This is a genomic window from Streptomyces sp. HUAS 15-9 (assembly GCF_025642155.1).
Classification (GTDB): domain Bacteria; phylum Actinomycetota; class Actinomycetes; order Streptomycetales; family Streptomycetaceae; genus Streptomyces.
Genome location: NZ_CP106799.1, coordinates 82,266 through 105,613, shown reverse-complemented (window position 1 = coordinate 105,613; position 23,348 = coordinate 82,266). Strand labels below are relative to the sequence as shown.

Here is a 23,348-nt window from a genome sequence, read left to right as displayed (position 1 = left end):
GGGGAGCCGGGTGGTCGTCCCAGCGCCTCGAAGTCCTCGGTGGGCGGCGTCATCCGTATGCCGCCCACACCTTGGGAGACCCGGCATCCTCGGCCGGATAACAAAAACCCGGCGCCGAATTTCCTCAAGACCCCACAACCGGCGACCGCTCGGAAGCGTGCCTGTGACGTTCCGTCACGCCGAGGTTCGTTCTCATGCCGGCAGCTGGTGCTCTGTGCGGCATCGGACAGTGCTGTGGGCCGGCCGACCGTACTCGGCCCGCGCCTGGTCGATGGCGGTGAGGACCCGCCGGAGCGGCCTGGACCGCTTACGCCGGGATCAGCTTTGTCCATCGGCTTGGCGCAGCCGGCCCGTAGGCGCACTCGGGACCGGCTCGCGCCGGTGGTGGTTGCCGTTCGGGCGGCCGGCTCCCGCGCGGCCGGCTCCCGGGCGGACCGGAACTTCGCCGCTTGCCCGGTGGCGTCGGCCGGTCCGCCCCGGTGTTTCTAGAAGGGGTCGTTGAGGCGCTCGTTGATGTGGTCGAGGCACAGCTCGTAGAGGTCCTCGGGGTGCGACTCGTACCAGCCCTGCGGTGCGGGAGCCGCGGCCGGCCACAGTGCCCGGTGGCCGTCGGCGTCGGCGAGGACGACGAACGTGGCGAAGTCGTCCGCGAAGGGGTCGTCCTCGGCCGTGTGGTCCAGCACGCGGAGCATGCCGTCGGCCGCCAGCCGCGCCGCCCGCCCGGTCCGCCACATCCGGGCGGTGTCGCCGTCGGGCCCGCCGAACGGGTCCGGCAGGAACCGCTCGCCGGTCGTCGCGGGATCCCCCACATAGCCCTGGGCCACACCCGCGCCCGCGATGTAGAGGGCACCGGTCTCACCGGGCGCCACCGGCCGCAGCCGGGCGTCGAGGACGTAGGCGCGGTAGCCGGGGGCGGGGCGGGGCGGCCCGCCGGGCAGCTGCTCGACGACGAACCGGCCCTCGGCCCAGCCGCCGCTCACGCAGAGCTCGGCCCCCTCGGACCAGGCCAGCGCGACCAGCGCGGTCAGCGCGTCGTCGGCGCCGCCCAGCACCACCCGGGCGCCCTCCCGCCGCAGCCAGCCCAGCACCTCGTGCGGCACCGCCTGGGCGAGCGAGCCGTCCGGCAGGTGCACCCGGGCGCCGGAGGCCAGCGCGCCGAGCAGACCCAGGGCGACGTCCCCGTCCGGGTAGCCGCGCACCAGCCAGGCGGCGTCGGCCGGTTCGGCCACGGTCGCCGCGGCGACCGTCTCGGCGCCGATCACCACGGTGCCGTCCTCGCCGGGCACCAGCAGCACCGCGTCGTCCGCCCGCAGCGGCCGCGTCCGGTCGGTGTCGGTCACCGGCCAGCGCCCGGTGGTAGCGGCAGCCGGTCGGCGGCGTCGTCACGCACCAGCCGGGCCGCGCCCGGTACGACGGGCAGCACCAGGTCGGCCGTCTCGTCCAGCAGCAGCACCACCGGCCTGACCGACTCGTCCGGGTCCAGCGCCGGGTCGACCGGCAGCAGCGCGGCACCCGCCTTGGCGACCGCCAGCGCGGCCACCGCGAACCCGGTCAGTGAGGACAGCGCGGTCAGCACCGAGGTGCCCGGACCCGCGCCGTGTGCGATCAGCGCGTGTGCCAACAGGTCGGTACGGGAGTCGAGTTCGGCGTAGCTCATGCCGGGCAGCGCGAGCGCCTCGGGGGCCCGCGCCACCTGCGAGGCGAACAGCTCGGGCACACTCTCGGCCGGGAGTACGGCGCTCTCGCCCGCCCACACCCCGCCCTCCGCCGAGCCGGGCTCCAGCCGCAGCCGGCTCAGCGCGGCCGACGGGTCGTCGAGGGCGGCCTCCAGTACGGCGGTGAGCTGGCCGGTGAGCGAGGCGGCGGCCGCCTCGCCGACCGTCTCGTGCCGGTAGGCGGTCAGCAGGGTGATACCGGCCGGTGCGCCCGCGGGCGTCTGCCGCTCGGTCAGCGTCAGGCCCAGGTCGGCGGCGGGAAGCGGGAGTTCGGCTTCGTCCGGCCGGATTGTGAGCCCGGCAGCCTCGAATGCTCCGGCGGCCTCCTGCAGCATGGTCAGCGCGACCCCGCCGGGCAGCGCGGCCAGTGCCGCGTCGGGGTCCCGGTAGGCGGCGAGGTCCGTCTCCCGCACCCGGCGCAGCAGCTCGCCGAACGCCGGGTCGCCCGAGGTGTCCACCGACAGCGCCAGGACCCGCCCGTAGGGGCCCACCGCGCCGCGCAGCGCCGCGCTGTCCCGGGCCGGGACCGGCGCCGCCACGGTGATCCCGGCGGGCGCGCCGAGCCGGGCCAGCAGGGTGGCTAGCGCGGTGTGCACCACCATGAACAGGGTGCTGCCGTACTCGGCCGCGAACCGGGTGAGCCGTGCGTGCAGTTCGTCGCCGAGCTCGACCTCGAGGGTGCCGTAGGAGGCGGCGCCGGCCTGCGGCACGCTGCCCGGCAGCGGGGTGGGCTCCCGGTCGCCGAAGATCGCGCGGGGCGCCGCGTCGAGCCCGGCCGGGGAGCGGTGCGGGGCGCTGCCGGTGACGCGGGCCTCGTAGGCACGGGCGAGTTCGGCGGCCAGCGGCAGTTGCGACCACAGGTCGACCGAGGCGGCGGGCAGGGCGAGGTCCAGGAGGTGGTCGTCGGCGCCCAGGGAGCGCAGACGGGTACCGGCCGCCCCCAGCAGCGAGTTGCGCAGCGCCTCGTGCCGCTGCCCCAGGTCCTCCAGCGCCTCCTCCAGGGCCCGTTGGTCGAGGGGGCCGCGCAGCCGCAGCGGCAGCACCGCGCTGTCCGCGCCCGCCTCGGCCGGACCGGTGGCGGCGGCGGGGCGGTCGCCGAGCAGCGCGGCGAAGGCGGCCGGTGTCGGCGCGTCGTACAGCGCACGGCCGCCCGGGTCGGCGTCCAGCGTCTCGCGGGCCCGTGCCAGCAGCCGCTCCGCCGCCTCCGCGTCGCCGCCGATCCGGAAGAAGTCGGAGTCGGCGTGCACCTCGCGCCGCGGCACCCCGGTCACCTCGGCGAACAGGTCACGGACGATCTCCTGGATCGGTGTGCCCGGCTGGGCGCCGGAGCGGTCCGTGGCGGGCGCGGGGGCGGGCAGCGCCGTACGGTCGACCGTGCCGTCGGCGTTCAGCGGCAGCGCGTCCAGGGTCGCGAGCGCCGCCGGTACGGCATGCTCCGGCAGCCGCTCGCGCAGATGGCCGCGCAGGACGGCCTCCAGGTCCACGGCGCCGTCGAGGGCGGCCGGCACGTTGGCGCACTCCTCGACGGCGGCGGCCGGTGCCACGTACACGCCGGTCAGCGGACCCGCGGGGACCAGGTCCGGGTCGACGAAGACGATGTCGAGCAGTTCGGCACCCTCCCCGGACCAGGTCGGCAGGGCCCGGTAGCCCAGGTGCTCGCCTGCCGCGCACAGCGCCTCCGGGTCGGGGGCGGGCGCGTCCTGGGGGGCCAGGTCGACGCTCTCCAGCGGGTTGTCCAGGGACTGCATCGCGCAGTACTCGTCGTGCACCCGGCGGTTGGGGATCCCGGCCAGCCGCAGTACGGCGGGACGGTGGGCGTTGAGACGGTCCTCGGCATCGTGGACGGAGGAGACCTCGCGGCCCCAGCGGACGACGGGAGCGGCGGTGAGATCGGCGGCCGGCGCGGCGGTGGACAGGACGACGTCGTAGCGGTAGCGGGTCAGTTCATTGTGGTGGCTGCCCCGTTTGACGCGTACGTCCACCGTGCGCACCGCGGGCAGTTCGCGGGCGAGGGCGGCGAACAGGGCGGGGGAGAGCAGGAGTTCGGTCTCACCGCCCACCCTCCGGTCGACGGCCCGCCGCAACGCCTCACGGCTGTCCCCGGCGGCGCCCGCCCGGGACAGCTCCACACCGGTGTGGAGGCAACGAGCGAGATCGAGGCTGCGCAGATCGCCCAGCAGGACGGACCCGCCCGGGGCGAGCAGCGGCAGCACCCGCTCGAGCACGGTGCGCAGATGGACCAGGCTCGGGAAGTACTGGACCACCGAGTTGACGACGATCGCGTCGAAGTACCCGGCGGGCAGCCCGGTGACGTCCTCGGCGCCCTGCCGGCGCACCCGGACCTTGCCGGCGAGGACCGGATCGGCGAGCGTCCGGGCGCTGAGCGAGGCGACGGCGGAGGCGGCGAAGTCGGTGGCCCAGTACTCCTCGACGCCCTCCTCACGGGCCAGCCGGTCCATCAGCAGCCCGCTGCCCACACCGATCTCCAGGACCCGGCGCCGCGGCAGCTCCCGCACCCGCTCCAAGGTGGCCTCCTGCCACTCCCGCATGTCCTCCAGCGGGATCGGCAGCGCGTCGTAACTGCTGTTCCAGCCCTTGAAGTCACCCTCGGGCCCGGCGGCGTACAGGGCTTCGTGGATCCTCCGCCACCCGGCGATCTGCGCGTCCTCCGCGACGGCCGCCGCCACCGGAGCCGCGGGCACCACATGCGCGACGAGCCGCTCGTCGCCGCCCTCCGTCCCGTGCACGGACACCGCTGCCGCGGACACGGCCGGGTGGGCGGTCAGTACGGACTCGATGAGGCTGGGAATGGACATCAGCACTCGCTCCTTACGACACGACAGCGCGTTCCGGCTTGGGTTCCCGGCTTGGGTTCCCGGCTTGGGTTCCCGGCTTGGGTTCCGGCCTGGCGTTCCGGCTTGGCAAAACCTTGCCAAGATGCTGGCAAGCGGCTCCTGAGGCTGGGTCTCGGAACGCTGGAGCGGTACTTGAGTCGCAGGTGGGGTGGGGTGGTTGGGTGCCAAGTGGAGGGGGCGGGGTTGCCAGGGAGGCGGGGCGGGTGCGCCCCCTTCACCGACGGGCCGGGCCGCACCGACGGACGCGGCGCTGGTGCGGCGACAGCCGCCACGATGCTTACAAACGCGGCGCGGTGCCCTGTGTGAGGCGGGGACAAGTCGGCCCAGCGCGTTCTACGAGCCGCGGGGCCAGCACGGTGGCAGCCGTCATCCTTCTCGAAGCGGAGGCGGCCCCGGCGGGCGGTGATGACGCCGGCCTTGACTCCGTAGTCTGGCCCTTCTCCGGGAAACTCGGGTTCGGGGCGAGGTTTCCTGCGATTCGTTCCTCAATTCCTTGCGAGACGTCTCGGAACCAAGGGTGAGCGTCATTTCGGAAATGTGTTATAGGCGGCAACAGGCCCCACCCGTACACCTCGGGGGGAGTGGTCGGGTGGGGCCGTTCGTGGGGACGGCGCTCACCAGGAGATGGCCTGGCCGTCCGGTGTCACCGTGACCGTGAACTCTTCCAGCGCAGGTGTGCCGGCCGCGTGCCAGCGGCCGAGTTGCGCCTCGACCGCGTCCCAGAGCGCTTCGGGTCCGTCCTGACGCACGATCCACCGCCCGCCGTCCGCGTACACGGCAGCCCAGGAGCTCGACTTGACGTCGATCAGCACGTCCTCCGTATGCCCGTCGCGGTCCATGGTCAGCCGCTGGGCGTTCGGCGCAGCGAGTTGCACGACGAAGCGGGTGGCCCAGTCGGACAGTACGTCGCTGCCGATGACGGCCTCGCGTTCCTTCCCCTTGTTCAGGTCAGGGAGGATGCCGAGGGGCGGTGCTGCGTGCGGGCGCGCGAGCATGAAGCTGATGTCGCCGCTCAGCAGTGGTCCGGTCGCCGTGCCGTCGTCGTTGACGGTGAGGCGTGCCAGTTCCGACGAGCCGAGCCAGCCGCCGATGGTCGCCAGGATCAGTCCTCCGGGCTTCGTCTGCTCGACCCATGCGGCGGGCACTGTGCGGACCCCGCATGTCGCGATGGTCCTGTCGTACGGAGCCGATTCGGCGTAGCCCAGGAGCCCGTCGCCCGTGATGATCGTGGGGAACATGTCCTGCCGAGCGAGGGCCATACGTGCCCGGCCGGCCACGTCCTCGTCGTACTCGATGGAGGTGACGTTGTCCTCGTGCAGTCGGGCGCAGAGCACTGCTGTCGAGTATCCGGTGCCTGTCCCGATCTCCAGCACCTTCGAGTCGGACTCGACGTGGAGGTCCTCCAGCATGCGCAGCACGAGAGAGGGAAGTGTGCTGGAACTGGTCGGCTCTCGCAGGATCTGACCGCGGACGTCGCGCGGCACGATGGTGCCTGCGATCTGCGTGATCAGCGAGTCGTCCTTGTAACAGGCTTCGAGCCAGCCGGCGTCACCTTCGAGGACGGGCTCATACGCGAGCTGGGCTGACGCTTCCACCCGGCGGAAGAACCCGCCCCGGAGGAACTCGTGCCGGGGGACCGCCTCGGCGGCGCGCTTCCACGGCTCCGTACGCAGACTGCCGCCTGCCGTCAGGGTGTGGAGGAGCTGCTTGTGGAGCTGTGCTTGGTCGGTCACGTGTCCTTCTCCAGTAGATCCGCCAGGGCCGCGAGCATCGGCAGGCCCGTTTCGGGCTCCAGCCAGTACCACTGGCCGGAGGGATTGCATTCCAGAAACCACCATTGCCCGTCTTCGTCGATGCAGAAGTCGAAAGCGCCGAAGACGAGACCGAAGTGGGCCATGTAGTGGTGGAGCGCGGGCTCGATCCTCGGCGGCGGTTCCACAGGGGTGTAGCGGAGTCGGCTGTAGTCGGTACGCCAGTCCAGGAGGTCGGAGTCGATGCGGACGCAGAACATCTTCGACCCGATCACGGTCACCCGGACGTCGGCCGCTTTCCGGATACGCCGCTGGAACAGGTGGGCGGTGCTGGCCACGCCGTCGTCGATGTCCTCCGCCCTTACCTCGGCGACCTTGACGACGGACGAGACGCCGTCGACCAGGTACACGGGGTTCGACAACGGCTTGTAGATCACTGCGTCGTTCTTCTTGACGAAGGCCCTGGCGGCATCGGGGTCGGAGGTGATGAGCGTGGGCGGTACGAGGAAGCCGGCCTGCACCGCCGCGGCGAGCTCAGCCGGCTTGAACTCCGCGTCCCCGATGCGATGGGGGTGGTTGACGTACAGGCAGCCTGGCAGTGACGCCAGTACTCCCCCGAGTCCGTACCTCGCCTGCGTTACCGCGAACCGTGCGTCCTGCTCGTCGAGGTGCGGAAAGGCGAAGCCCGACGGGCGCCGGTAGTAGAGGGCGCGGATGTTCGCCAGGTCGGCGGTGCGGGACGGCGTCATGAGGCGTCCCTGGACGCCGTACTCACTGATTTCTGCTTCCACCGACAGTGATGCGGGGAAATCCCCCGAATCGAGCCGCACGACCGGGACACCCCGGTCGTGCAGCTCGCGGATCACCACGTCGGCGGTGGGGTCGTACAGGCTGGTGACGACCAACACCGGACGCGGATCAGTCACTGGTCGCCGTCGCTCCCGGTGTCGGAGTCCGTGTTGCCCTGGCCCTGCCCGTCGGGGCTGGTACCCGTGGACGGGGTGGTGCCGGTGCTGGTGCCGTGGCCGGGCATCTCCATGACCTGGCCGGAGGGATCGCGGAACACGGTGGTCTGGGTCTCCGGGTCCAGCGTGGCCGTGGCGTACCCGGGCGCCATCGAGGGGTAGGGCGCCATGCGGCCCACGCCCCACGGACGCACGGTGGTGAGTCCCTGCGGGATCGCGGGGCTGGCGGGCAGGCGATCGGAGTGGACGAACATACCTCTCCCTTGTGTCGCAGTGATGGATCAGGGGACCCGCCCCGGCCAGGCGACCGTCCAAAGTGAGACCGACCGGGGCGGGGGCTTAGATGGGTCCGTCGTCGAGTTCGCTCAGCACGACGGACAAGTCGTAGGTCGCCCGCCGCATCGGGTCGGCGGGCTGCGGGGAACCGTCCCGCTGCCGCTTCAGCGCCATCAACTGCTCGACTGCGTCGAACCGGCGGTACAGCTCGCGCTGCGTCAGGTGTCGGCTCCACCACTCACACACGGCGTACCGAGCGGTGCGGCAGCGGTCCCTCATGGTGGGTGGCGGCGGGTCGAGCAGCGCCGCGATACGTCTGAGGTTGGCCGCCACACGGACTCGGTCGGTGGCGCAGGCGTTGGTCATGGCTGGTCGTCGTCCTTGAGTTGCCGCTCTTCGAGGAGGCGGTCGATGAGGTCGGAAGTCGTCAGGGCGATCCGCCGGGACAGCCCCAGGGCCTGTCGGTAGTCGCCAGGCGGCTCTTGGGCGCGTAGTTCTTCTCCGCGCTGAACGAGTGCCGCGATCTCCGGTCCCGGACGGAACACTGGGTCTGTGCATGCGATGTTGCTGAGCTGTCTGAGGGTGTCCCGAAGACGGTCACTGACAGCACCGAGATCTGCGGCGGCCGGCATCTGCTCTCCCAGGAGCTGGTCCAGGTCGTCGAAGATGGCGTTCAGATCGATCGGTCGCCACTTGTTCATTTCGTGTCAGGACGCCGCGTAGTTCGTCGGGTGCGAAGGGCGCGTGCCACTTCGGTGTGGCCTCAGGATCCGGGTGCAGACTTAATGCCGGCTGGGCCATCAGGACTCCTGCCGGCACTCGGGACCGCCCGGCACGCGCAGTTCCGCCCAGACCTTCTTGCCCCAGCGTTGGGGCTCGCACCCCCACTTGAGGCTCAGGACGTCTACGAGGCGCAGGCCCCGACCGGTCTCCGCGTCTGCGCCCGCCGGCCGCAGCGTCGGTTCCTTTCGGCTCGTGTCCGTGACCAGGACCTGCACGGTCGTCCGGTCCAGTCGTGACACCCTGATCCGAAAGCTCGCGCACCCCGAGTGCGTGATCGCGTTGGCGACGAGTTCCGATGCGACCACGTGGACATCATCCGCCGCGTCTGATGGGCCTATCCCCCACAGGGACAGGGCTGCTGACACGAGTTGCCGAGCCTTCGGCGCCGACTTCTCTTCGCACGGCCACGTCTCGGTGTAGCTGGGCACGTCCGTCCCAGCGGCTCTGGCAGCAGTCATCGTCACGAGGTGATCCCTCCGTGGGGGTGGGTCGCCCGACCCGTCGGTGGACGCTCAGGGCCGGGCTCTCTCCACGCCGCCGGACAGGGGGAACCGGGTGGTCGGGCCCGGCGGCTGATGTCCAGTCAACGACCGCCGCGAGACGAAATACAGGAAGGGTTCCGTTTCTGCGCAAGTGGCCCAACCGGAAGACTTTAAAGTCTCATTACCTGACGCCTGGTCGCGGGCCGTCACTCGGAGCTACCGTCGTTTCATGGGAGAGAACCTCGCCCTCAAAGGCCGAATGGATGAACTGGGGCTCACGCAGGACGAGTTGGCCTACAAGCTCAACGACGTCCTGTGGGACATCACCGGCCGGCCGGGGGACGTCTCCGCGCGAACGGTCCGGAATCTGCTCAACGGATCGAGCCGCCGACCGATTGGCCGCACGTGCGCGGCACTTGAGCGTGTGTTCGGCTGTCCTGTAGAGGATTTAGGGTTCAGCGCACCACGCTCCATGCAACATCCTCCGGAGGACCCTGTGCGGCGTCGCGAATTCCTCGCATCCACCACCGGATCGGCTGCCGGCGCAGTTCCCCTCGTCAGACAGCGGCGTTCGGTCGGCATGTCCGACGTCCAGCGCGCCACGGCAGGGATGCACGCGCTGATCGAAGCGGATGACCGTCACGGCGGGCACAAGAAGCTGGCGGCGGCTGCCCTTGAAGGCCGTGTAGAGGTCCTGGACCTCCAGCAGCGCAACGCCAGCCAGCGCGTAAGGGGTGCGCTGTACGCGCTCGCCGCCGAGTTCACCACCATCGCCGCCTGGGCCTACATCGACCTGCGTGAACTGGACGAGGCACAGAGGCATCTCCACGAGGCGTCGACCTTCGCCGGCCTCTCCCAGGATCCGTCCACGGAGATGCGGGTCTGGATGAACCAGACCATGCTCGCCTACCAGCGCAAGAACTGGCCTGAGCAGCTCGCGGCGGCACAAGCAGCTCAGGCGTCCACGGCGGCGCGGAGGGATCCGTTCTTCGGCTCAATGGGCCGGGTCCGAGTTGCTCTCGCGTGCTCGACGCTGGATGACGCAAGGGCAGCTCAGCGGTCCCTCGGTGGGGCCCAGGAGTCGCTCCGCAAGGCGGCCGAGGAGGAACGCCCGCGGTGGACAGCCTTCTACGGCACGGCCGAACTGAACCACCTGGCCGCCATCATCATGAACCGCGGCGGGAAGCACGCGGAGGCCGAAGCCATGGCCCACCGTGCGCTGGGCAAGATCCCTCCAGAGTTCCGCCGCAATCGGGCCCTGGCAACATGCCAACTCGCGAGCGCGCAATTGCACCAGGGAGAGCCGGAACAGGCGACGCGAACGGCCGCTGACGTGTTCGCGATCATGGATGGCGCGCCACTACCTGGACGTATGAGGACCCTGGTTGGAGACTTCCATCGAGACCTCTTCCGTCTGGCGCCGTCCACGTCCTACGCCCGCGACTGGGCGGACCGTATGCGAGATGAATGGAGTCGAGGGTGACCAGCGTGATCGGCCTGCGGCACTTCCAGCACGGCAGCCTGCCGGAGGGCTTCAAGCAGTTGCTGATCGAGGTGCACGCGGACGCTTACGCCGACGCCATGGACGATGAGTTCAACCAGCGCTTCCCGTGGTTCGTCGACCACTGGTCGGGCATGGAGGGCTTCACCTGCGTCGTGGCGTTCGACGGTGAGGAGCCGACGGGTTTCGCCTACGGTGCCCCGCTTCAGCCCGGCCGGGAGTGGTGGCGCAAGACCGAGTACGAGCCGAACAACGGATACACCTCGACCTATGCCGTCTCCGAGGTCATGGTCCGTCCGGGGTGGCGCAAGCAGGGGATTTCCGAGCGGCTGCACGAGGCCCTGTTGAAGGCCCGCACCGAGGACCTGGCCGTGCTGCTGGTCGACGTGACCCACCCGAAGGTGCAGTCGCTGTACGAGACGTGGGGCTACGACAAGGTGGGTGAGCAGCGGCCGTTCGCCGACTCGCCCCTGTACGCGGTGATGGTCAGGGAGCTGCGAGCGGCAGCCTGAACGGCGATGCCCCGCTTCCGAGGGGGCGGATTCTCGGGGTCCTCGCAACACCTGATGGCTTGGCCGTCAGTAGATCAGGCAGACGCTCGGCTGGGGTTTCCCAGCCGAGCGTTTTGCGTGGGCGGCTGTTGAGTTCGGCGGCGACGGCGTCGGGATGCCCGCAGGTGTCGGGCTTGCCGCGACCGCGGACACCGGCCTGGCGGGCCCATCCGAACGCCGCATCATTGCGGTTCACACCGGCCGCGCGAGCGGCAGCGGTGATGCTGCCGTCCTTTCGGTCCAGCGCCTCGAAGAACCTGGCCTTCAGCACCTCAAAATCCACGATCCCCGCAACTCCCCTGAACTCCAGGGTGTTGCGGGGATCAGTGGAACCAGCCCTTGATCAGACTTCGGCACACGACTTCCCGGTGCGAGGCAGAGAACCGCGAGGACTTCCTACGCGGATCACGTCTCCCGTGCCGGGCGGCCAGGAGCCGTCCGGTAGCAGCCTCTGGCAATGCTCCCGTGATGGCACCTGGTGAGCGTCCGGGCCAGTAACACCCCCAACAATCGCATGGAGTTGGAATATGACGGCAGCGCAGGAGTGCCCAGCCGTACCGAAGTGCGCCCGCAGATCCCGGGGGCATCGGACGGCTTCGACCTGGACGGACGGGGCGACACCCTTCGGCCTGTTCGCCGGCGTGGCCACCGCAGAGTTCGGCCCGCAGGCGCAGGCAGGCTGGGGCGAGGAACACGTGGCCGTCGGCCGCGCGGGGGCCGAGTGGCTGGTTGGCTTCAAGTGCGAGCACGGCGGCCTACCCGTGACCGCGCTCGGTGTTTGCGAAGGCGCGGACAACAGTGCCGAGCTGTTCGCCGGCAAGGCGTGTACGTTCCGGCTGTGGCTCCGGCTACATGGCGAGCTGAGCAGCTTACGGACGCGCCGACCGCTCAGACTCCCGCCCCCGGTCGGGGACGGGCAGCACAACCCCGTTCGGCGTTCCGCCTGACGGGTTCCGTAAGAGCCAAGGGAGGGTCCGGCCATGCTGGGACCGATTGTCTGGAACGAAGGTGACGGGGACGGCGGGGACGAACTTCCCGGCAAGCCCTGGACGCCGCCCCCGCCGCCGCCCCCGGACGGCGAGTCGCCGCCCGGAGACGGAAAGCATCGCAAATGACGCTCACGCATGAGCAGGACGGCCGCGCCGGCGAGGGGCTGGCGCGGTACCTCCTCGAAATCGGAGCCCTGACGCCCGAATGGGCCGAGATGTTCAGGGCCGTGCCGCGATCCGCCTTCCTGCCGAATCTGATGTGGGCGTACGACATGGCCAGCGGCCGGAGCCGGCCGGTCAGCCGCAGCGACGACCCCGTAGCGTGGGAGCGAACCGCATACGCGAACGTCCCCGTCGTCACCCAGTGGGACGATGGCCGGCACACCGGCACCGAGCCGGGCACCGTGGCGACCAGTTCGGCGAGTATGCCGTCTGTCGTGGCTGCCATACTGCGCGACCTGGACGTGAGCGACGGCATGCGGGTGCTCGAAGTCGGCACCGGTACCGGCTGGAACGCCGGACTGCTCACCCGCCGGTTGGGCGGCTCCAACGTGGTCAGCGTCGAGATCGACGCCGCCGTCGCCGACCGGGCCCGCGCCGCCTTGAAGCGTGCCGGACTCAACCCCGAGGTGGTCCACGGGGACGGCCGGGACGGGTGGCCGGACGGGGCACCGTATGACCGCTTGATCGTTACGGCAGGCGTGCGAGCTGTCCCGTCGCGCTGGTTGGAGCAGACCCGGCCAGGCGGGGTCATCCTCGCCCCGTGGGGCGCCCACTACAGTGACCAGGACGCTCTGGTCCGGCTGACCGTGCACGAGGACGGCCAGGCGTCCGGGCCGTTCCTCCGCATGGTCGAGTTCATGAAGCTACGATCTCAGCGTCTCGACTGGAACCGATTCGCCGAATACGTCCCCGCCTTCCCCGGCGACGCCGACGAGTCCCGAACGCCGCTGACCCTGGCGGACCTGGGAGGCCGCAACGAGCCCGCGCGGTTCGTAACGGGGCTCTGTGTGCCCGACTGCGCCCATGTCGTCAACCAGACGGACCAGGGTGCCGGGAAGGCGTGGTTCTTCGACCTGACGAGCCAGTCATGGGCCGCCGTCGAGTTCGCCGCCGACGAGCCGCATGCCACTGTCTACCAGTCCGGGCCGCGCCGCCTGTGGGACGAGGTAGAGCGTGCCCTGACATGGTGGGCGGAGCACGGCAGGCCCGACCTTGACCGGTTCGGCCTCACGGTCAGCCCGGACGGGACCACCCGCGCTTGGCTGGACCGCCCGGCAGACGTTCTGACCTTCGCCTGATCCCGACAACGGCCCCGGCCTTCCGTCGTTCCCCCGTGGCGGACGGCCGGGGATTTTCCATGCCCGAGGTCATCCGGAAGCCGCAGCCCCACGGCGAGGAGGGCGCCGACGAGAGTAGGTGTGTGAGCAAGGCCTGACTGGCGTGAAGCAGAAGCTGCCGGCCGCGCGGCTGGCCAGCGCAAACCCTGGGGTCAAGTTCGGGAACCGTATCAGAACGCCCGGATCATAGATCAGCCCGTACTGCGCAGCACGGTCAGCCGGTCACCGGCACCCCGTCGGCCGGCTCCGCCGGGAGCCCGTTGCGGCCGGGTACGCCCAGCTTGCGGTAGACGCGGGTCAGGTGCTGTTCGACCGTGCTCGCCGTGACGAACAGTCGCGCCGCGATCTGCCGGTTGGTCAGCCCCTGTGTCGCCAGCGCCGCCACCCGCCGCTCGGAGTCGGTCAGCTCCTCCGGTACGGCCGTGCCGTGTACGACGGTGACAGCGCCGGAGCCGGGCAGCAGCTCGTCGCGCAGCGCCACCGCTCCCATCTGCTGGGCCAGGCTCCACGCGGCACGCAGCGTGGCCGCCCCCTGCGACAGGACGCCGTCCGCATGCAGCGCGTGGCCCAGGTCGGCCAGCGTCCGCGCTGTCTCCAACCGCGCACCGCTGCACCGCAGTTGCTCCACCGCCTGCCGCAGCAGCACGGTGCGCGACCCGGGTTCGTCCGTCGCGGCCAGCAGCCGCAGGCACTGGCCCCGCACCCACGGCCGCTCGCCGTCCGGCAACGTCAGCTGCTCCTCTGCCAGTTCGCGCGCCTGCCGTACCTTGCCCAGTCGCAGCAGCGCCTGTGCCGCGTCCGTACGCCATGGCAGGCACGCCGCCCGGTCCGCCCGCCACAGCTGCAGCTGCCGCCCGGCCCTGCGGAAGTCGGCGAGTGCGGCCTGCGGTCGGCCCAGGTCCAGGTGGCGCAGCCCGCGGGCGCGCAGATACTGCAGGCCGTACAGGGTGTTCAGCACGCGCCGGGTGACGGGGTGGTGGATGTGCCCGGCGGCCTCCTCGTACCGGCCCATCGCACCGCACGCCTCGACGAGCACCGCGACCGGCGCGTAGCGGAAGGTCCCGCCGCCGCCCGCGGGCAGCGCCTCGAGCGCCTCCGTCGCCCGCGCGCGGGCACCGCGTACGTCGCCCACCCGCAGCAGCGCCTCGGCGTGCAGCGTCGCGAAGACCGCCCGCCAGCCGGGCGCCCCGCTCGCCTCCGCCTCCTCCAGCAGCCGCCGGCTCACCGGCACGGCACGCCCGGGACGGTCGGAGTACAGCAGCGTACGCACCGCCAGGACCAGCGGGGCCAGGGTGGCGTCGGTCAGCCGCCCCGGCCCCGGCACCTCCGCGCGGCCTGCCAACGGGGAGTCGAGCAGGGCGTCGAAGGGCGTCTCGCCGTGGGCGCCCGGCTCGCCCGCCTCCCGCAGCAGCGCGGCCGACTCGGCGATCCGCCCCTGCGCGAGCAGCAATCCGGCCGACCGCGACCGGTGCTCCGCTCCCGCCGCGGGCAGAGCCGCACGCGGCCCGGTGACCAACGCGGTCAGCCGCCGCTCGGCGGCCTCCGGATCACGGCGCGCGGCGATCTGCGTGAGCCGCAGCGCCACGCCGGTCCGTGCGGCCTCGTCGGGGCAGATCCCGTGGGCCAGTTCGAGCAGGCGCTCGGCCTGGTCGGTGCGGTGTTCCCCGGGGCGCTCGGCCAGCAGGCCCTCGGCGGTGTCCATGAGCAGCGTGAAATCCTCGGGCCGTACGGGCACACGCGCGCCGTCCGCCCGCGGCGCGAGCAGATGGCCGGCCACCACGTCGGCCGGCGCCCCCGCCGCCGTCAGCACCAGCGCGGCCCTCCGGTGCAGGTCCGCGCGGGCACGCGGTGAGGCGTCCGCCAGTACGGCAGCGCGGACGGCGGGGTGCCGGAAGCGGAGCCCGTCGAGGAGCCCGTGGAGCAGCCCGTCCAGGAGCCCGCAGGCGCGTAGCGCGGCCAGCGCGGGTGCGGCGTCGTCCTCGGGGCGCAGCATGCGCGTGACCAGCGGCTCGGTCGCCCGCTCCGCCAGGATCGCCACCGCCCGGCCCGCGGCCAGGGCACCCGGACCACTGCGCCGCAGACAGGCGGCGACGGCCGTGGCGAACGGCCCGTCGGGCGCCGGGGCCGGCGGCGGCGAGGCGGATGTGGCGCGGTCCTCCTCCAACAGGGCGTGCAGCAGCAGCGGGTTGCCACCGGTGATGCGGTGCAGCTCCGCCGCCGTACGACCGGGACGGGCCGGCCCCGGCCACTCCCATGGGCGGGCCACCGTAACCTCCGCGGTCTCCCGGGCCGACAGCAGGCCGATCCGGATCCGGCGGAAGTGCGGCTGACGCGTCAACTCGGGTGCGCACGAGGGCTCCTGAGCCGCGTCGGCGTACGACGACACGGTGCCGACGACCAGTACGGGGGCGGGCCGGGCATGCCGTACGAGATACCCGAGGTGGTGCAGCGACTGCGCGTCCGCGTGCTGCACGTCGTCCAGGCACAGCACCACCGGCCCGGCGAGGGCGAGATCGCACAGCTCCGCGCAGAACGTCCGCATCGCCTCCCGGGTCGGCTTCGTGTCCTCGGCGCCGGTGCGGGGGAGTGCGAACGGCGGGGCGCTGCCGACCAGTTGGCGCAGCACACCGAGCGGCATCCGGCGTCCGGCCTCGGTGGCGGCCGCGGTGAGCACCAACGCCCCGGCGACTACGGCCTGTTCGGCCACGGCGTGCAGAAGACGGCTCTTGCCGCAGCCGGCGGCGCCCTCGATCAGTACCACCCGGGAGCGCCCCACCGTACAGGTGGCGAGGACCGTCTCCAGAGCACCGGCCACCGATGCTCTGCCCACCTGCGTCATGAGCCCGCCCTTTCACTGGAACCGCGCTGGTCGGGGCAAGAATGCGATCACTGCCTTTAAGGGGGGTGGAGCCGGGACGGAGATGACACCCGCTCAACGGGCCCGCAAACGACCGAAGCCCCCGCGGCGGCACGATGGCCGGCGGGGGCTTCTCGGTGGATCGGTGAATCGGCGGATCGGTGGAGAGGTCTCCGTTGCTCGCAGGCGACGGTTCAGACGGCGGCGACGGTCGCGGCCTTGGGCCAGCCGATGTCGTCGGTGCCGGTGGTGGAGGCGGTGGCGGCCTTGGGCCAGCCGATGCCGTCGGTGTTCTTGGCGGAGGCGGCGGTGGCGGTCGGCCACCCGATGCCGTCCGTGTTCTTGGCGGAGACGGTGGCGGCCTTGGGCCAGCCGATGCCGTCGGTGTTCTTGGCGGAGGCGGCGGTGGCGGTCGGCCAGCCGATGTCGTCCGTGTTCTTGGCGGAGACGGTGGCGGCCTTGGGCCAGCCGATGTCGTCGGTGCCGGTGGTGGAGGCGGTGGCGGCCTTGGGCCAGCCGATGCCGTCGGTGTTCTTGGCGGAGGCGGCGGTGGCGGTCGGCCAGCCGATGTCGTCGGTGCCGGCGGTGGAGACGGTGGTGGCGGCCTTGGGCCAGCCGATGTCGTCGGTGCCGGTGGTGGAGGCGGTGGCGGCCTTGGGCCAGCCGATGCCGTCGGTGTTCTTGGCGGAGGCGGCGGTGGCGGTCGGCCACCCGATGTCGTCGGTGCCGGCGGTGGAGACGGTGGTCGCGGCCTTCGGCCAGCCGATGGCGTCCGTCGTGGTCGCCGACTGCGTCGTGGTCGGCCAGCCGATGGCCTCCGCGGTGACGGCGCCGACTCCGACGGCGGAGAACGCGGTGGCGGCGACAGCGGCGGTGGTGGCGGCGATCTTGGCGATGCGGTTCATGGCGGGCTCCTCTGTGTCAATTTCGGTCCGGCTGTTTGGCAACCTCTTGCCAAGAAGGTTGGCAAGGAAATCTCGTAAATCACTGGGGAATTGATCGAAATTGGCTCAAGAAGGGCGCCAGAAACGCCCCAGAGTCCCGGTCGGCACACCGAAGTTGCCATATCGAACCGCTGTTGACCTGTGCAGATATAGGGATTTGGCAGAACGCGAGCCTCTCTGCCAGAACTTGGCAACTCCTAGGAAACCGAGCCGGGCAGAACCGGGACAGAAGCCAGAAGCAAGGCAGAAGGGAGGCAGAAGGAAGCCGGAAGAGCCTGGCAAAGCCCCGCCACTAGAGCGCCGCCTGAGCCCACGTTGCCAACTCGCCGTAAGTATTGGCAATGTGTTGCCAAGCACAAGGCAAGGCATTGCCCCATCGCACGGGGGGAGGCCCCGGAAGTGAATACGACGTCACACGGCGACCGAATGGTCCACCTGAACTCGGCTGGTCTGGGCCGCATGCCCGCCGCCGTACGCGCGACCCTCACCGAGTGGACGCGCCACGACGACCGTTACGGCCCCTACGAGTTGGAGGAGTACCTCGACGACGTCGTCCTCGACGAGATCGACGAGCGCCTCGCCGCCCTGCTGGGTACCCCGGCCGGCGACACCACCCTGTTCACCGGCGCCGCGGACGCGTACGCCACCCTTCTCGGCCGCCTGCCGCTCGGCCCGGGCGACCGCATCTGGACGACTCCCTACGAGGGCGCCGCCAACCTCTCCACCCTGTACGCCCTGCGCGACCGCACCCGCTGCGCCCTGGACGTCGTACCGCTGCGCCCGGACGGCGACCTGGACCTGGAGTGGATGGCCACGCACATCGACGACGACGTAGCCCTCGTCTCGGTGACCTACGTCCCGGCCGGCTGCGGCATCGTCAACCCCGTGGAGGACGTGGGCCGCATCCTCGCCGCACACCGCTGCGTGTACGCCGTCGACGCCTCCTACGCGGTCGGCCAGTTCCCCGTGGACGCGGCCCGCATCGGCTGCGACCTGCTCACCGGCGACGGCTGGCGGTTCCTGCGCGGCCCGCAGTCGGTCGGCTTCGCCGCTACGTCACCTCGGTTCAGGAAGCTCCTGGCACCGGCCGGTGTCGATCCGGTCGTACCGCCGCACGGTGCCGCCGTCATGGCGCTGAACACGGCCCTTGCCGAGTACACCGAGGCCCTGCCGGACGACGACCTGGTCGCCGGTCTCCGTACCACCATCGAGGAGGCCCCCGGCACCGAACTGATCGCCCCCGGGCGGATCCAGTCCGGCATCATCGCCTTCCGGCACGACGAACTGCCCGCCGCACTGGTGCGCCGGCAGCTCGCGGCCCGGGGCGTCGTCGTGTGGAAGACGGTCGCGCAGGAGACCCCGCTGTACCTGCCCGGCCTCGGCGTCACCACGGCCGTGCGCGCCTCCGTCCACCACGACAACTCACCGCAGGACATCACCCGGTTCGGCGAGGCCCTGCGCGAGGTCCTGAAGCACGAGCGGCCCCGCCACCAGTCGCCCGTGTCCGTGCACGCACCCGCACCGGTGCCCGTGCCCGAGCCCGGCTCCGCGCACAGCACCGTCACCGACCTGGCGATGTGGCGCGGCCGGCGAGGCACGAAAAGCGGCACGGACCCCGCCCCCGAGGCCGCCCCCGGGACCGTCCCCGAGGTCGCCGCCGCGGGCCTGCGCAGGCCGCGCCAACAGCGCGACGGACGGCCCAACCTGACCCTGCACCGCACCCGGTGAACACTACGGACGCGGAGCATCACGCACGAGCGCCCCTCTAATGCGCCTGATTAGCCTCTGGCGCATGTCCGTGGAAACCACCTCGCCTCCCGGAACGACACCGTCCCCCGCCAAGGAGATCCACCGCCTCGATCGGGTGATCATCCGGTTCGCGGGGGACTCGGGTGACGGTATGCAGCTCACCGGTGACCGGTTCACGTCCGAGACGGCGTCCTTCGGCAACGACCTGTCCACGCTTCCGAACTTCCCGGCCGAGATCCGTGCCCCCGCCGGGACGCTGCCGGGGGTTTCGTCGTTCCAGCTGCACTTCGCCGACCACGACATCCTCACCCCGGGGGACGCGCCGAACGTGCTGGTCGCGATGAACCCGGCCGCGCTGAAGGCGAACATCGGGGATCTGCCGCGCGGTGCGGAGATCATCGTCAACACCGACGAGTTCACCGGGCGGGCGATGCAGAAGGTCGGGTATGCGGCCAGCCCGCTGGAGGACGGTTCGCTGGACGGTTACAGCCTGCATCCGGTGCCGTTGACGACGCTGACGGTCCAGGCGCTCAAGGAGTTCGCGCTGTCGCGCAAGGAGGCCGAGCGCAGCAAGAACATGTTCGCGCTGGGTCTGCTGTCGTGGATGTATCACCGGCCCACGGAGGGCACGGAGAAGTTCCTGCGGGCGAAGTTCGCGAAGAAGCCGCAGATCGCCGAGGCGAACATTGCGGCGTTTCGGGCGGGCTGGAACTTCGGTGAGACGACCGAGGACTTCGCGGTCTCCTACGAGGTGGCGCCGGCGGCGACGGCGTTTGGGCCGGGTCTGTACCGCAACATCTCCGGGAACCTGGCGCTGGCGTACGGTCTGGTGGCCGCGTCCCGGCAGGCGGATCTGCCGCTGTTCTTGGGTTCGTATCCGATCACGCCTACCTCGGACATCCTGCACGAGCTGTCGAAGCACAAGAACTTCGGGGTGCGTACGTTCCAGGCGGAGGACGAGATCGCCGGGATCGGTGCGGCGCTGGGTGCGGCGTTCGGCGGCTGCCTGGCGGTGACGACGACGTCGGGGCCGGGGTGGCGCTGAAGTCGGAGACGGTCGGGCTTGCCGTGTCGCTGGAGCTGCCGCTGCTGGTGATCGACATCCAGCGGGGCGGGCCGTCGACGGGGCTGCCGACGAAGACGGAGCAGGCGGATCTGCTGCAGGCGATGTACGGCCGCAACGGCGAGGCCCCGGTCCCGGTGATCGCGCCGCAGACCCCCGCGGACTGCTTCGACGCGGCGCTGGAGGCGGCCCGGATCGCGCTGGCCTACCGCACGCCGGTGATGCTGCTCTCGGACGGCTATCTGGCCAACGGTTCGGAGCCGTGGCGGATCCCGGAGCTGGAGGAGCTGCCGGATCTGAGCGTGCAGTTCGCCCAGGGCCCCAACCACACCCTGGACGACGGCAGCGAGGTGTTCTGGCCCTACCAGCGCGACCCGCACACCCTGGCCCGGCCGTGGGCGGTGCCGGGCACGCCGGGGCTCGAGCACCGGATCGGCGGGATCGAGAAGCAGGACGGCACGGGCAACATCTCCTACGACCCGGCCAACCACGACTTCATGGTCCGTACCCGCCAGGCCAAGATCGACGGCATCACCGTCCCCGACATCGAGGTCGACGACCCGCACCAGGCCACCACCCTCGTCCTGGGCTGGGGCTCGACCTACGGGCCCATCACCGCCGCGGTGCGCCGCCTGCGCACGGCCGGTGAATCCATCGCGCAGGCCCACCTGCGCCACCTCAACCCGTTCCCGGGGAATCTCGCAGCGGTGCTGAAGCGTTACGACAAGGTGGTGATCCCCGAGATGAACCTCGGGCAGCTCGCCCTGCTCGTCCGGGCGAAGTACCTGGTGGACGCCCACTCGTACAACCAGGTCAACGGCATGCCGTTCAAAGCGGAACAGCTTGCCAAGGCGCTCAAGGAGGCCATCGATGGCTGAGACGTCCACGGAAGGCGCGGGCACGATCGAGGCGCTCTCGCTGGTTCCGAAGGCCGAGGGCCGCAGTCCATGAAGGACTTCAAGACGGACCAGGAGGTGCGCTGGTGCCCCGGCTGCGGTGACTACGCGATCCTGGCCGCGGTCCAGGGCTTCATGCCCGAACTCGGCCTGGCCAGGGAGAACATCGTCTTCGTCTCCGGCATCGGCTGCTCCTCCCGCTTCCCGTACTACATGAACACGTACGGCATGCACTCCATCCACGGCCGCGCCCCCGCCATCGCCACCGGCCTGGCCACCTCCCGCCGCGACCTGTCCGTCTGGGTCGTCACCGGCGACGGAGACGCCCTGTCCATCGGCGGCAACCACCTCATCCACGCCCTGCGCCGCAACGTCAACCTCAAGATCCTCCTGTTCAACAACCGGATCTACGGCCTGACCAAGGGCCAGTACTCCCCGACCTCCGAAGTCGGCAAGATCACCAAATCCACGCCCATGGGCTCCCTGGACGCGCCCTTCAACCCGGTCTCGCTGGCCATCGGAGCCGAGGCGTCCTTCGTCGCCCGCACCCTCGACTCCGACCGCAAACACCTCACCTCGGTCCTGCGCGCCGCCGCCACCCACCCCGGCACCGCACTCATCGAGATCTACCAGAACTGCAACATCTTCAACGACGGCGCCTTCGACGCCCTCAAGGACCAGCAGACCGCCCAGGAAGCCGTCATCCGCCTCGAACACGGCGAGCCCATCCGCTTCGGCCCCGACAACACCCGCGGAGTCGTCCGCAACACCACCACCGGCGACCTGGAAGTCGTCACCGTCACCCCCGACAACGAGCACCGCATCCTCGTCCACGACGCCCACACCGCATCCCCCACCACCGCGTTCGCCCTCTCCCGCCTGGCCGACCCGGACACCCTGCGCCACACCCCCATCGGGGTCTTCCGCTCCGTCGACCGCCCCGTCTACGACACCGAAATGGCCGACCAGCTGGACACGGCGGTCGAGCAGAACGGCAAGGGAGACCTGGCCGCGCTGCTGACCGGCGGCGACACCTGGACGGTCCGCTGACCGGCTCGGCCTGTAACGTCTGCGACGACAGGCGGAGCGAGGAAAGCAGGGCGAGGCGATGGTCGGTATCGGGGACACGCTCGACGTGGCCGCCGCCGAGCACTTCACGCGCCCTGTCCCCAGGTCGGCGCAGGCACAGATGCGTTTCCTGGTACGGCAGTTGAAGGGCACCCGGCAGGTGGCCGAGCTGCTGGGCGTCACGCAGCGCACGGTGGAGCGTTACGTCAAGGGCCAGCTGAAGCGCCCCCGCCATGACCTGGCAGAGAAGCTCGCGGCCGAGACCCGCAGGCGCTGGCAGCCGCGCGTGCGGGAACGGGCCCGTCGGCAGGCGGCCGCCACGGGCGGGATCTTCGTGTCGACGCGCGCCCGCTTCGGCTTCACGGCGGCCCCCGGCACCAGCGACGACCCCCGGGTCCGCTACATCAACCAGGCCCTGCCCCCCGAGTACGCCTCCCGCCTCTTCGCCGCCCAGGACGCCGGCGCCACCGAACGGCAGTTGCAGGCCATCCTGGCCGAGGGCCTGGGCGAGATGTACTTCCGGGACCGCAACCGCCGCGCGGAGGGACTGTCGGTGGAGTTCACCGACATCCAGGAACTCGAACTGGGCTATTAGGGCACGTATCGAACGTGGCCGGCGTCGTCGAGAGTGATCCAGTAGCGGCGCTTGACCCCGGTCTCGGTGCTGCGCACATCTTCGAGGACGCCGCCGTTGTTCTCGATGGTGCGTGCCGAGCCGACGTTGCCGTCGTCGCAGGTGAGGAGGACGCGGTCCAGACCGAGCGCCGGTGCCTTGAGCAGAACCGTTCCCAGCGCCCATGAGGCCAGTCCGCGTCGCCTGGCGGAAGGCCGGACGCTGTAGCCGATGTGTCCGCCGCCTTCCAGCAGAAAGGCGTTCAGATAGTGCCGGAGGTCGATGGCCCCGAGGTATGTCTCGCCGTCGACGATCCACCAGTGGGTGGCGTGGACGCGCCCTTCCCCGACAGGCAGCGACCGGTCCGACTGCCGGCGCAGTCGCTCGACCCACGAGGCGAACCCTTCCGGGCTGTCGAGGTCGTCGTCACCGACCAGACGCAGGCCGGCCCCGTCCTGGTGAGCACCGGGCCGCCACTCGTCCCGCGCCGTGAGCCACGAGGAACGCAGCCGTCCCGTGGGGGCGATCAGTTCAGCCATGCGAGGGACCATAACACCCGAACTCCCTGTGTGATCAGGCGCTTTCTGTCAGATCGGGAGGGGCTCGGGAGCCTGGCTCGTCGGACAGGGGTGCGGGGCACGAGGGGTCCAGGCGAAGTCCATTGCCCTGCTAGGCCGACTTGTCACGATCTCGGGCAGTCCGTCGTACATCCGCGGCGGGACCCCCACTGCCTGCTGGAGGCTGACATGGGTATTCGTGACACGAAGAACGCCATCGAGGGCAACTCCGAGAACCCGGAGGAGCTGGCGCAGACCCAGATCGCCGGCGAGGAGGAGGACGCCTTCGACTCGCCGAAGACGATCATGAACCAGATCTCCAACGCCTGACAGTCCAGACGGCTCCGCCGGCCGGGGAGCATTCCCGGAGAACCTCACCGCGCCCTCCGGCCG

General features: G+C 71.0%; 18 protein-coding genes and 3 pseudogenes. 9 read left to right on the top strand and 12 right to left on the bottom strand.

The features are described from left to right. Positions 1-485: 485 nt before the first annotated feature. From N8I87_RS42700 to N8I87_RS42665, 8 genes are all read right to left on the bottom strand, one after another. Positions 486-1,340 carry an MbtH family NRPS accessory protein gene (locus N8I87_RS42700; protein WP_263217187.1) on the bottom strand — a complete coding sequence of 285 codons (855 nt, stop codon included), beginning with the start codon at positions 1,338-1,340 and terminating at the stop codon, positions 486-488. Then, entirely contained in the window at positions 1,337-4,531 is a 3,195-nt protein-coding gene (locus tag N8I87_RS42695) for a condensation domain-containing protein (RefSeq protein ID WP_263217185.1), read from the bottom strand. The genes N8I87_RS42700 and N8I87_RS42695 overlap by 4 nt, the downstream gene beginning before the upstream one ends. Positions 4,532-5,184: 653 nt before the next feature. After that, complete coding sequence (gene tgmC / locus N8I87_RS42690; protein ID WP_263217182.1) at positions 5,185-6,303, bottom strand: ATP-grasp peptide maturase system methyltransferase; 1,119 nt, start codon at positions 6,301-6,303, stop codon at positions 5,185-5,187. Next, entirely contained in the window at positions 6,300-7,247 is a 948-nt protein-coding gene (gene tgmB / locus N8I87_RS42685; RefSeq protein WP_263217180.1) for an ATP-grasp ribosomal peptide maturase, read from the bottom strand. Before tgmB ends, tgmC begins: the two co-directional genes overlap by 4 nt. Then, positions 7,244-7,540: a putative ATP-grasp-modified RiPP gene (gene tgmA, locus N8I87_RS42680; RefSeq protein ID WP_263217178.1), complete on the bottom strand. Its 297-nt coding sequence runs from the start codon at positions 7,538-7,540 to the stop codon at positions 7,244-7,246. The genes tgmB and tgmA overlap by 4 nt, the downstream gene beginning before the upstream one ends. A gap of 85 nt (positions 7,541-7,625) precedes the next feature. Next, positions 7,626-7,928 (bottom strand): hypothetical protein, encoded by a 303-nt coding sequence (locus N8I87_RS42675; RefSeq protein WP_263217177.1) that lies wholly within the window; start codon positions 7,926-7,928, stop codon positions 7,626-7,628. Further along, entirely contained in the window at positions 7,925-8,263 is a 339-nt protein-coding gene (locus N8I87_RS42670) for a DUF6415 family natural product biosynthesis protein (protein ID WP_263217175.1), read from the bottom strand. Before N8I87_RS42670 ends, N8I87_RS42675 begins: the two co-directional genes overlap by 4 nt. A gap of 99 nt (positions 8,264-8,362) precedes the next feature. Further along, positions 8,363-8,803 (bottom strand): ATP-binding protein, encoded by a 441-nt coding sequence (locus N8I87_RS42665; protein WP_263217172.1) that lies wholly within the window; start codon positions 8,801-8,803, stop codon positions 8,363-8,365. A gap of 253 nt (positions 8,804-9,056) precedes the next feature. Between N8I87_RS42665 and N8I87_RS42660 the strand changes: the two genes are divergently transcribed. Both N8I87_RS42660 and N8I87_RS42655 read left to right on the top strand, forming a co-directional pair. Then, positions 9,057-10,310 (top strand): helix-turn-helix transcriptional regulator, encoded by a 1,254-nt coding sequence (locus tag N8I87_RS42660; protein ID WP_263217170.1) that lies wholly within the window; start codon positions 9,057-9,059, stop codon positions 10,308-10,310. Next, positions 10,307-10,840 carry a GNAT family N-acetyltransferase gene (locus tag N8I87_RS42655; RefSeq protein WP_263217168.1) on the top strand — a complete coding sequence of 178 codons (534 nt, stop codon included), beginning with the start codon at positions 10,307-10,309 and terminating at the stop codon, positions 10,838-10,840. Before N8I87_RS42660 ends, N8I87_RS42655 begins: the two co-directional genes overlap by 4 nt. On the opposite strand, the gene N8I87_RS42650 is transcribed toward N8I87_RS42655, so the two are convergent. Then, complete coding sequence (locus N8I87_RS42650; RefSeq protein WP_263217402.1) at positions 10,815-11,162, bottom strand: hypothetical protein; 348 nt, start codon at positions 11,160-11,162, stop codon at positions 10,815-10,817. The two genes, N8I87_RS42655 and N8I87_RS42650, sit on opposite strands and share 26 nt — an antisense overlap. A gap of 331 nt (positions 11,163-11,493) precedes the next feature. On the opposite strand from N8I87_RS42650, the pseudogene N8I87_RS44685 reads away from it, so the two are divergent. Together N8I87_RS44685 and N8I87_RS42640 are read left to right on the top strand one after the other, a co-directional pair. Further along, positions 11,494-11,607, top strand: a pseudogene (locus N8I87_RS44685) (lantibiotic dehydratase); the annotation flags it as partial. 383 nt (positions 11,608-11,990) lie between these two features. Further along, positions 11,991-13,169, top strand: a complete 1,179-nt coding sequence (locus tag N8I87_RS42640) for a methyltransferase domain-containing protein (protein WP_263217165.1) — start codon at positions 11,991-11,993, stop codon at positions 13,167-13,169. Positions 13,170-13,422: 253 nt separating this feature from the next. Here N8I87_RS42640 and N8I87_RS42635 read toward each other — a convergent pair whose 3' ends face one another. Next, positions 13,423-16,047 carry an AAA family ATPase gene (locus N8I87_RS42635; protein WP_263217164.1) on the bottom strand — a complete coding sequence of 875 codons (2,625 nt, stop codon included), beginning with the start codon at positions 16,045-16,047 and terminating at the stop codon, positions 13,423-13,425. Between the two features lie 212 nt (positions 16,048-16,259). Next, the gene (locus N8I87_RS42630) at positions 16,260-16,970 is read right to left on the bottom strand and encodes a hypothetical protein (RefSeq protein ID WP_263217162.1); all 711 of its coding nucleotides are present in this window, start codon (positions 16,968-16,970) and stop codon (positions 16,260-16,262) included. A 438-nt stretch (positions 16,971-17,408) separates the two neighbouring features. Between N8I87_RS42630 and N8I87_RS42625 the strand changes: the two genes are divergently transcribed. From N8I87_RS42625 to tpg, 4 genes and pseudogenes are all read left to right on the top strand, one after another. After that, entirely contained in the window at positions 17,409-18,737 is a 1,329-nt protein-coding gene (locus N8I87_RS42625; protein ID WP_263217159.1) for an aminotransferase class V-fold PLP-dependent enzyme, read from the top strand. A 112-nt stretch (positions 18,738-18,849) separates the two neighbouring features. Beyond that, positions 18,850-20,699: pseudogene (locus N8I87_RS42620) on the top strand (2-oxoacid:acceptor oxidoreductase subunit alpha); the annotation flags it as partial. Continuing rightward, a pseudogene (locus N8I87_RS42615) lies at positions 20,692-21,767 on the top strand (2-oxoacid:ferredoxin oxidoreductase subunit beta). The pseudogenes N8I87_RS42620 and N8I87_RS42615, both read left to right, overlap by 8 nt. A gap of 58 nt (positions 21,768-21,825) precedes the next feature. Then, a complete protein-coding gene (gene tpg / locus N8I87_RS42610; protein WP_263217157.1) occupies positions 21,826-22,380 on the top strand; it encodes a telomere-protecting terminal protein Tpg in 555 nt (184 codons plus the stop codon). Here tpg and N8I87_RS42605 read toward each other — a convergent pair. Further along, entirely contained in the window at positions 22,377-22,937 is a 561-nt protein-coding gene (locus N8I87_RS42605) for a GNAT family N-acetyltransferase (protein ID WP_263217156.1), read from the bottom strand. The two genes, tpg and N8I87_RS42605, sit on opposite strands and share 4 nt — an antisense overlap. Before the next feature lie 207 nt (positions 22,938-23,144). Here N8I87_RS42605 and N8I87_RS42600 point away from each other — a divergent pair, with 207 nt between their 5' ends. After that, on the top strand, positions 23,145-23,285 hold the full coding sequence (locus N8I87_RS42600; RefSeq protein ID WP_263217154.1) for a hypothetical protein: 141 nt from the start codon (positions 23,145-23,147) through the stop codon (positions 23,283-23,285). Positions 23,286-23,348: the final 63 nt, after the last annotated feature.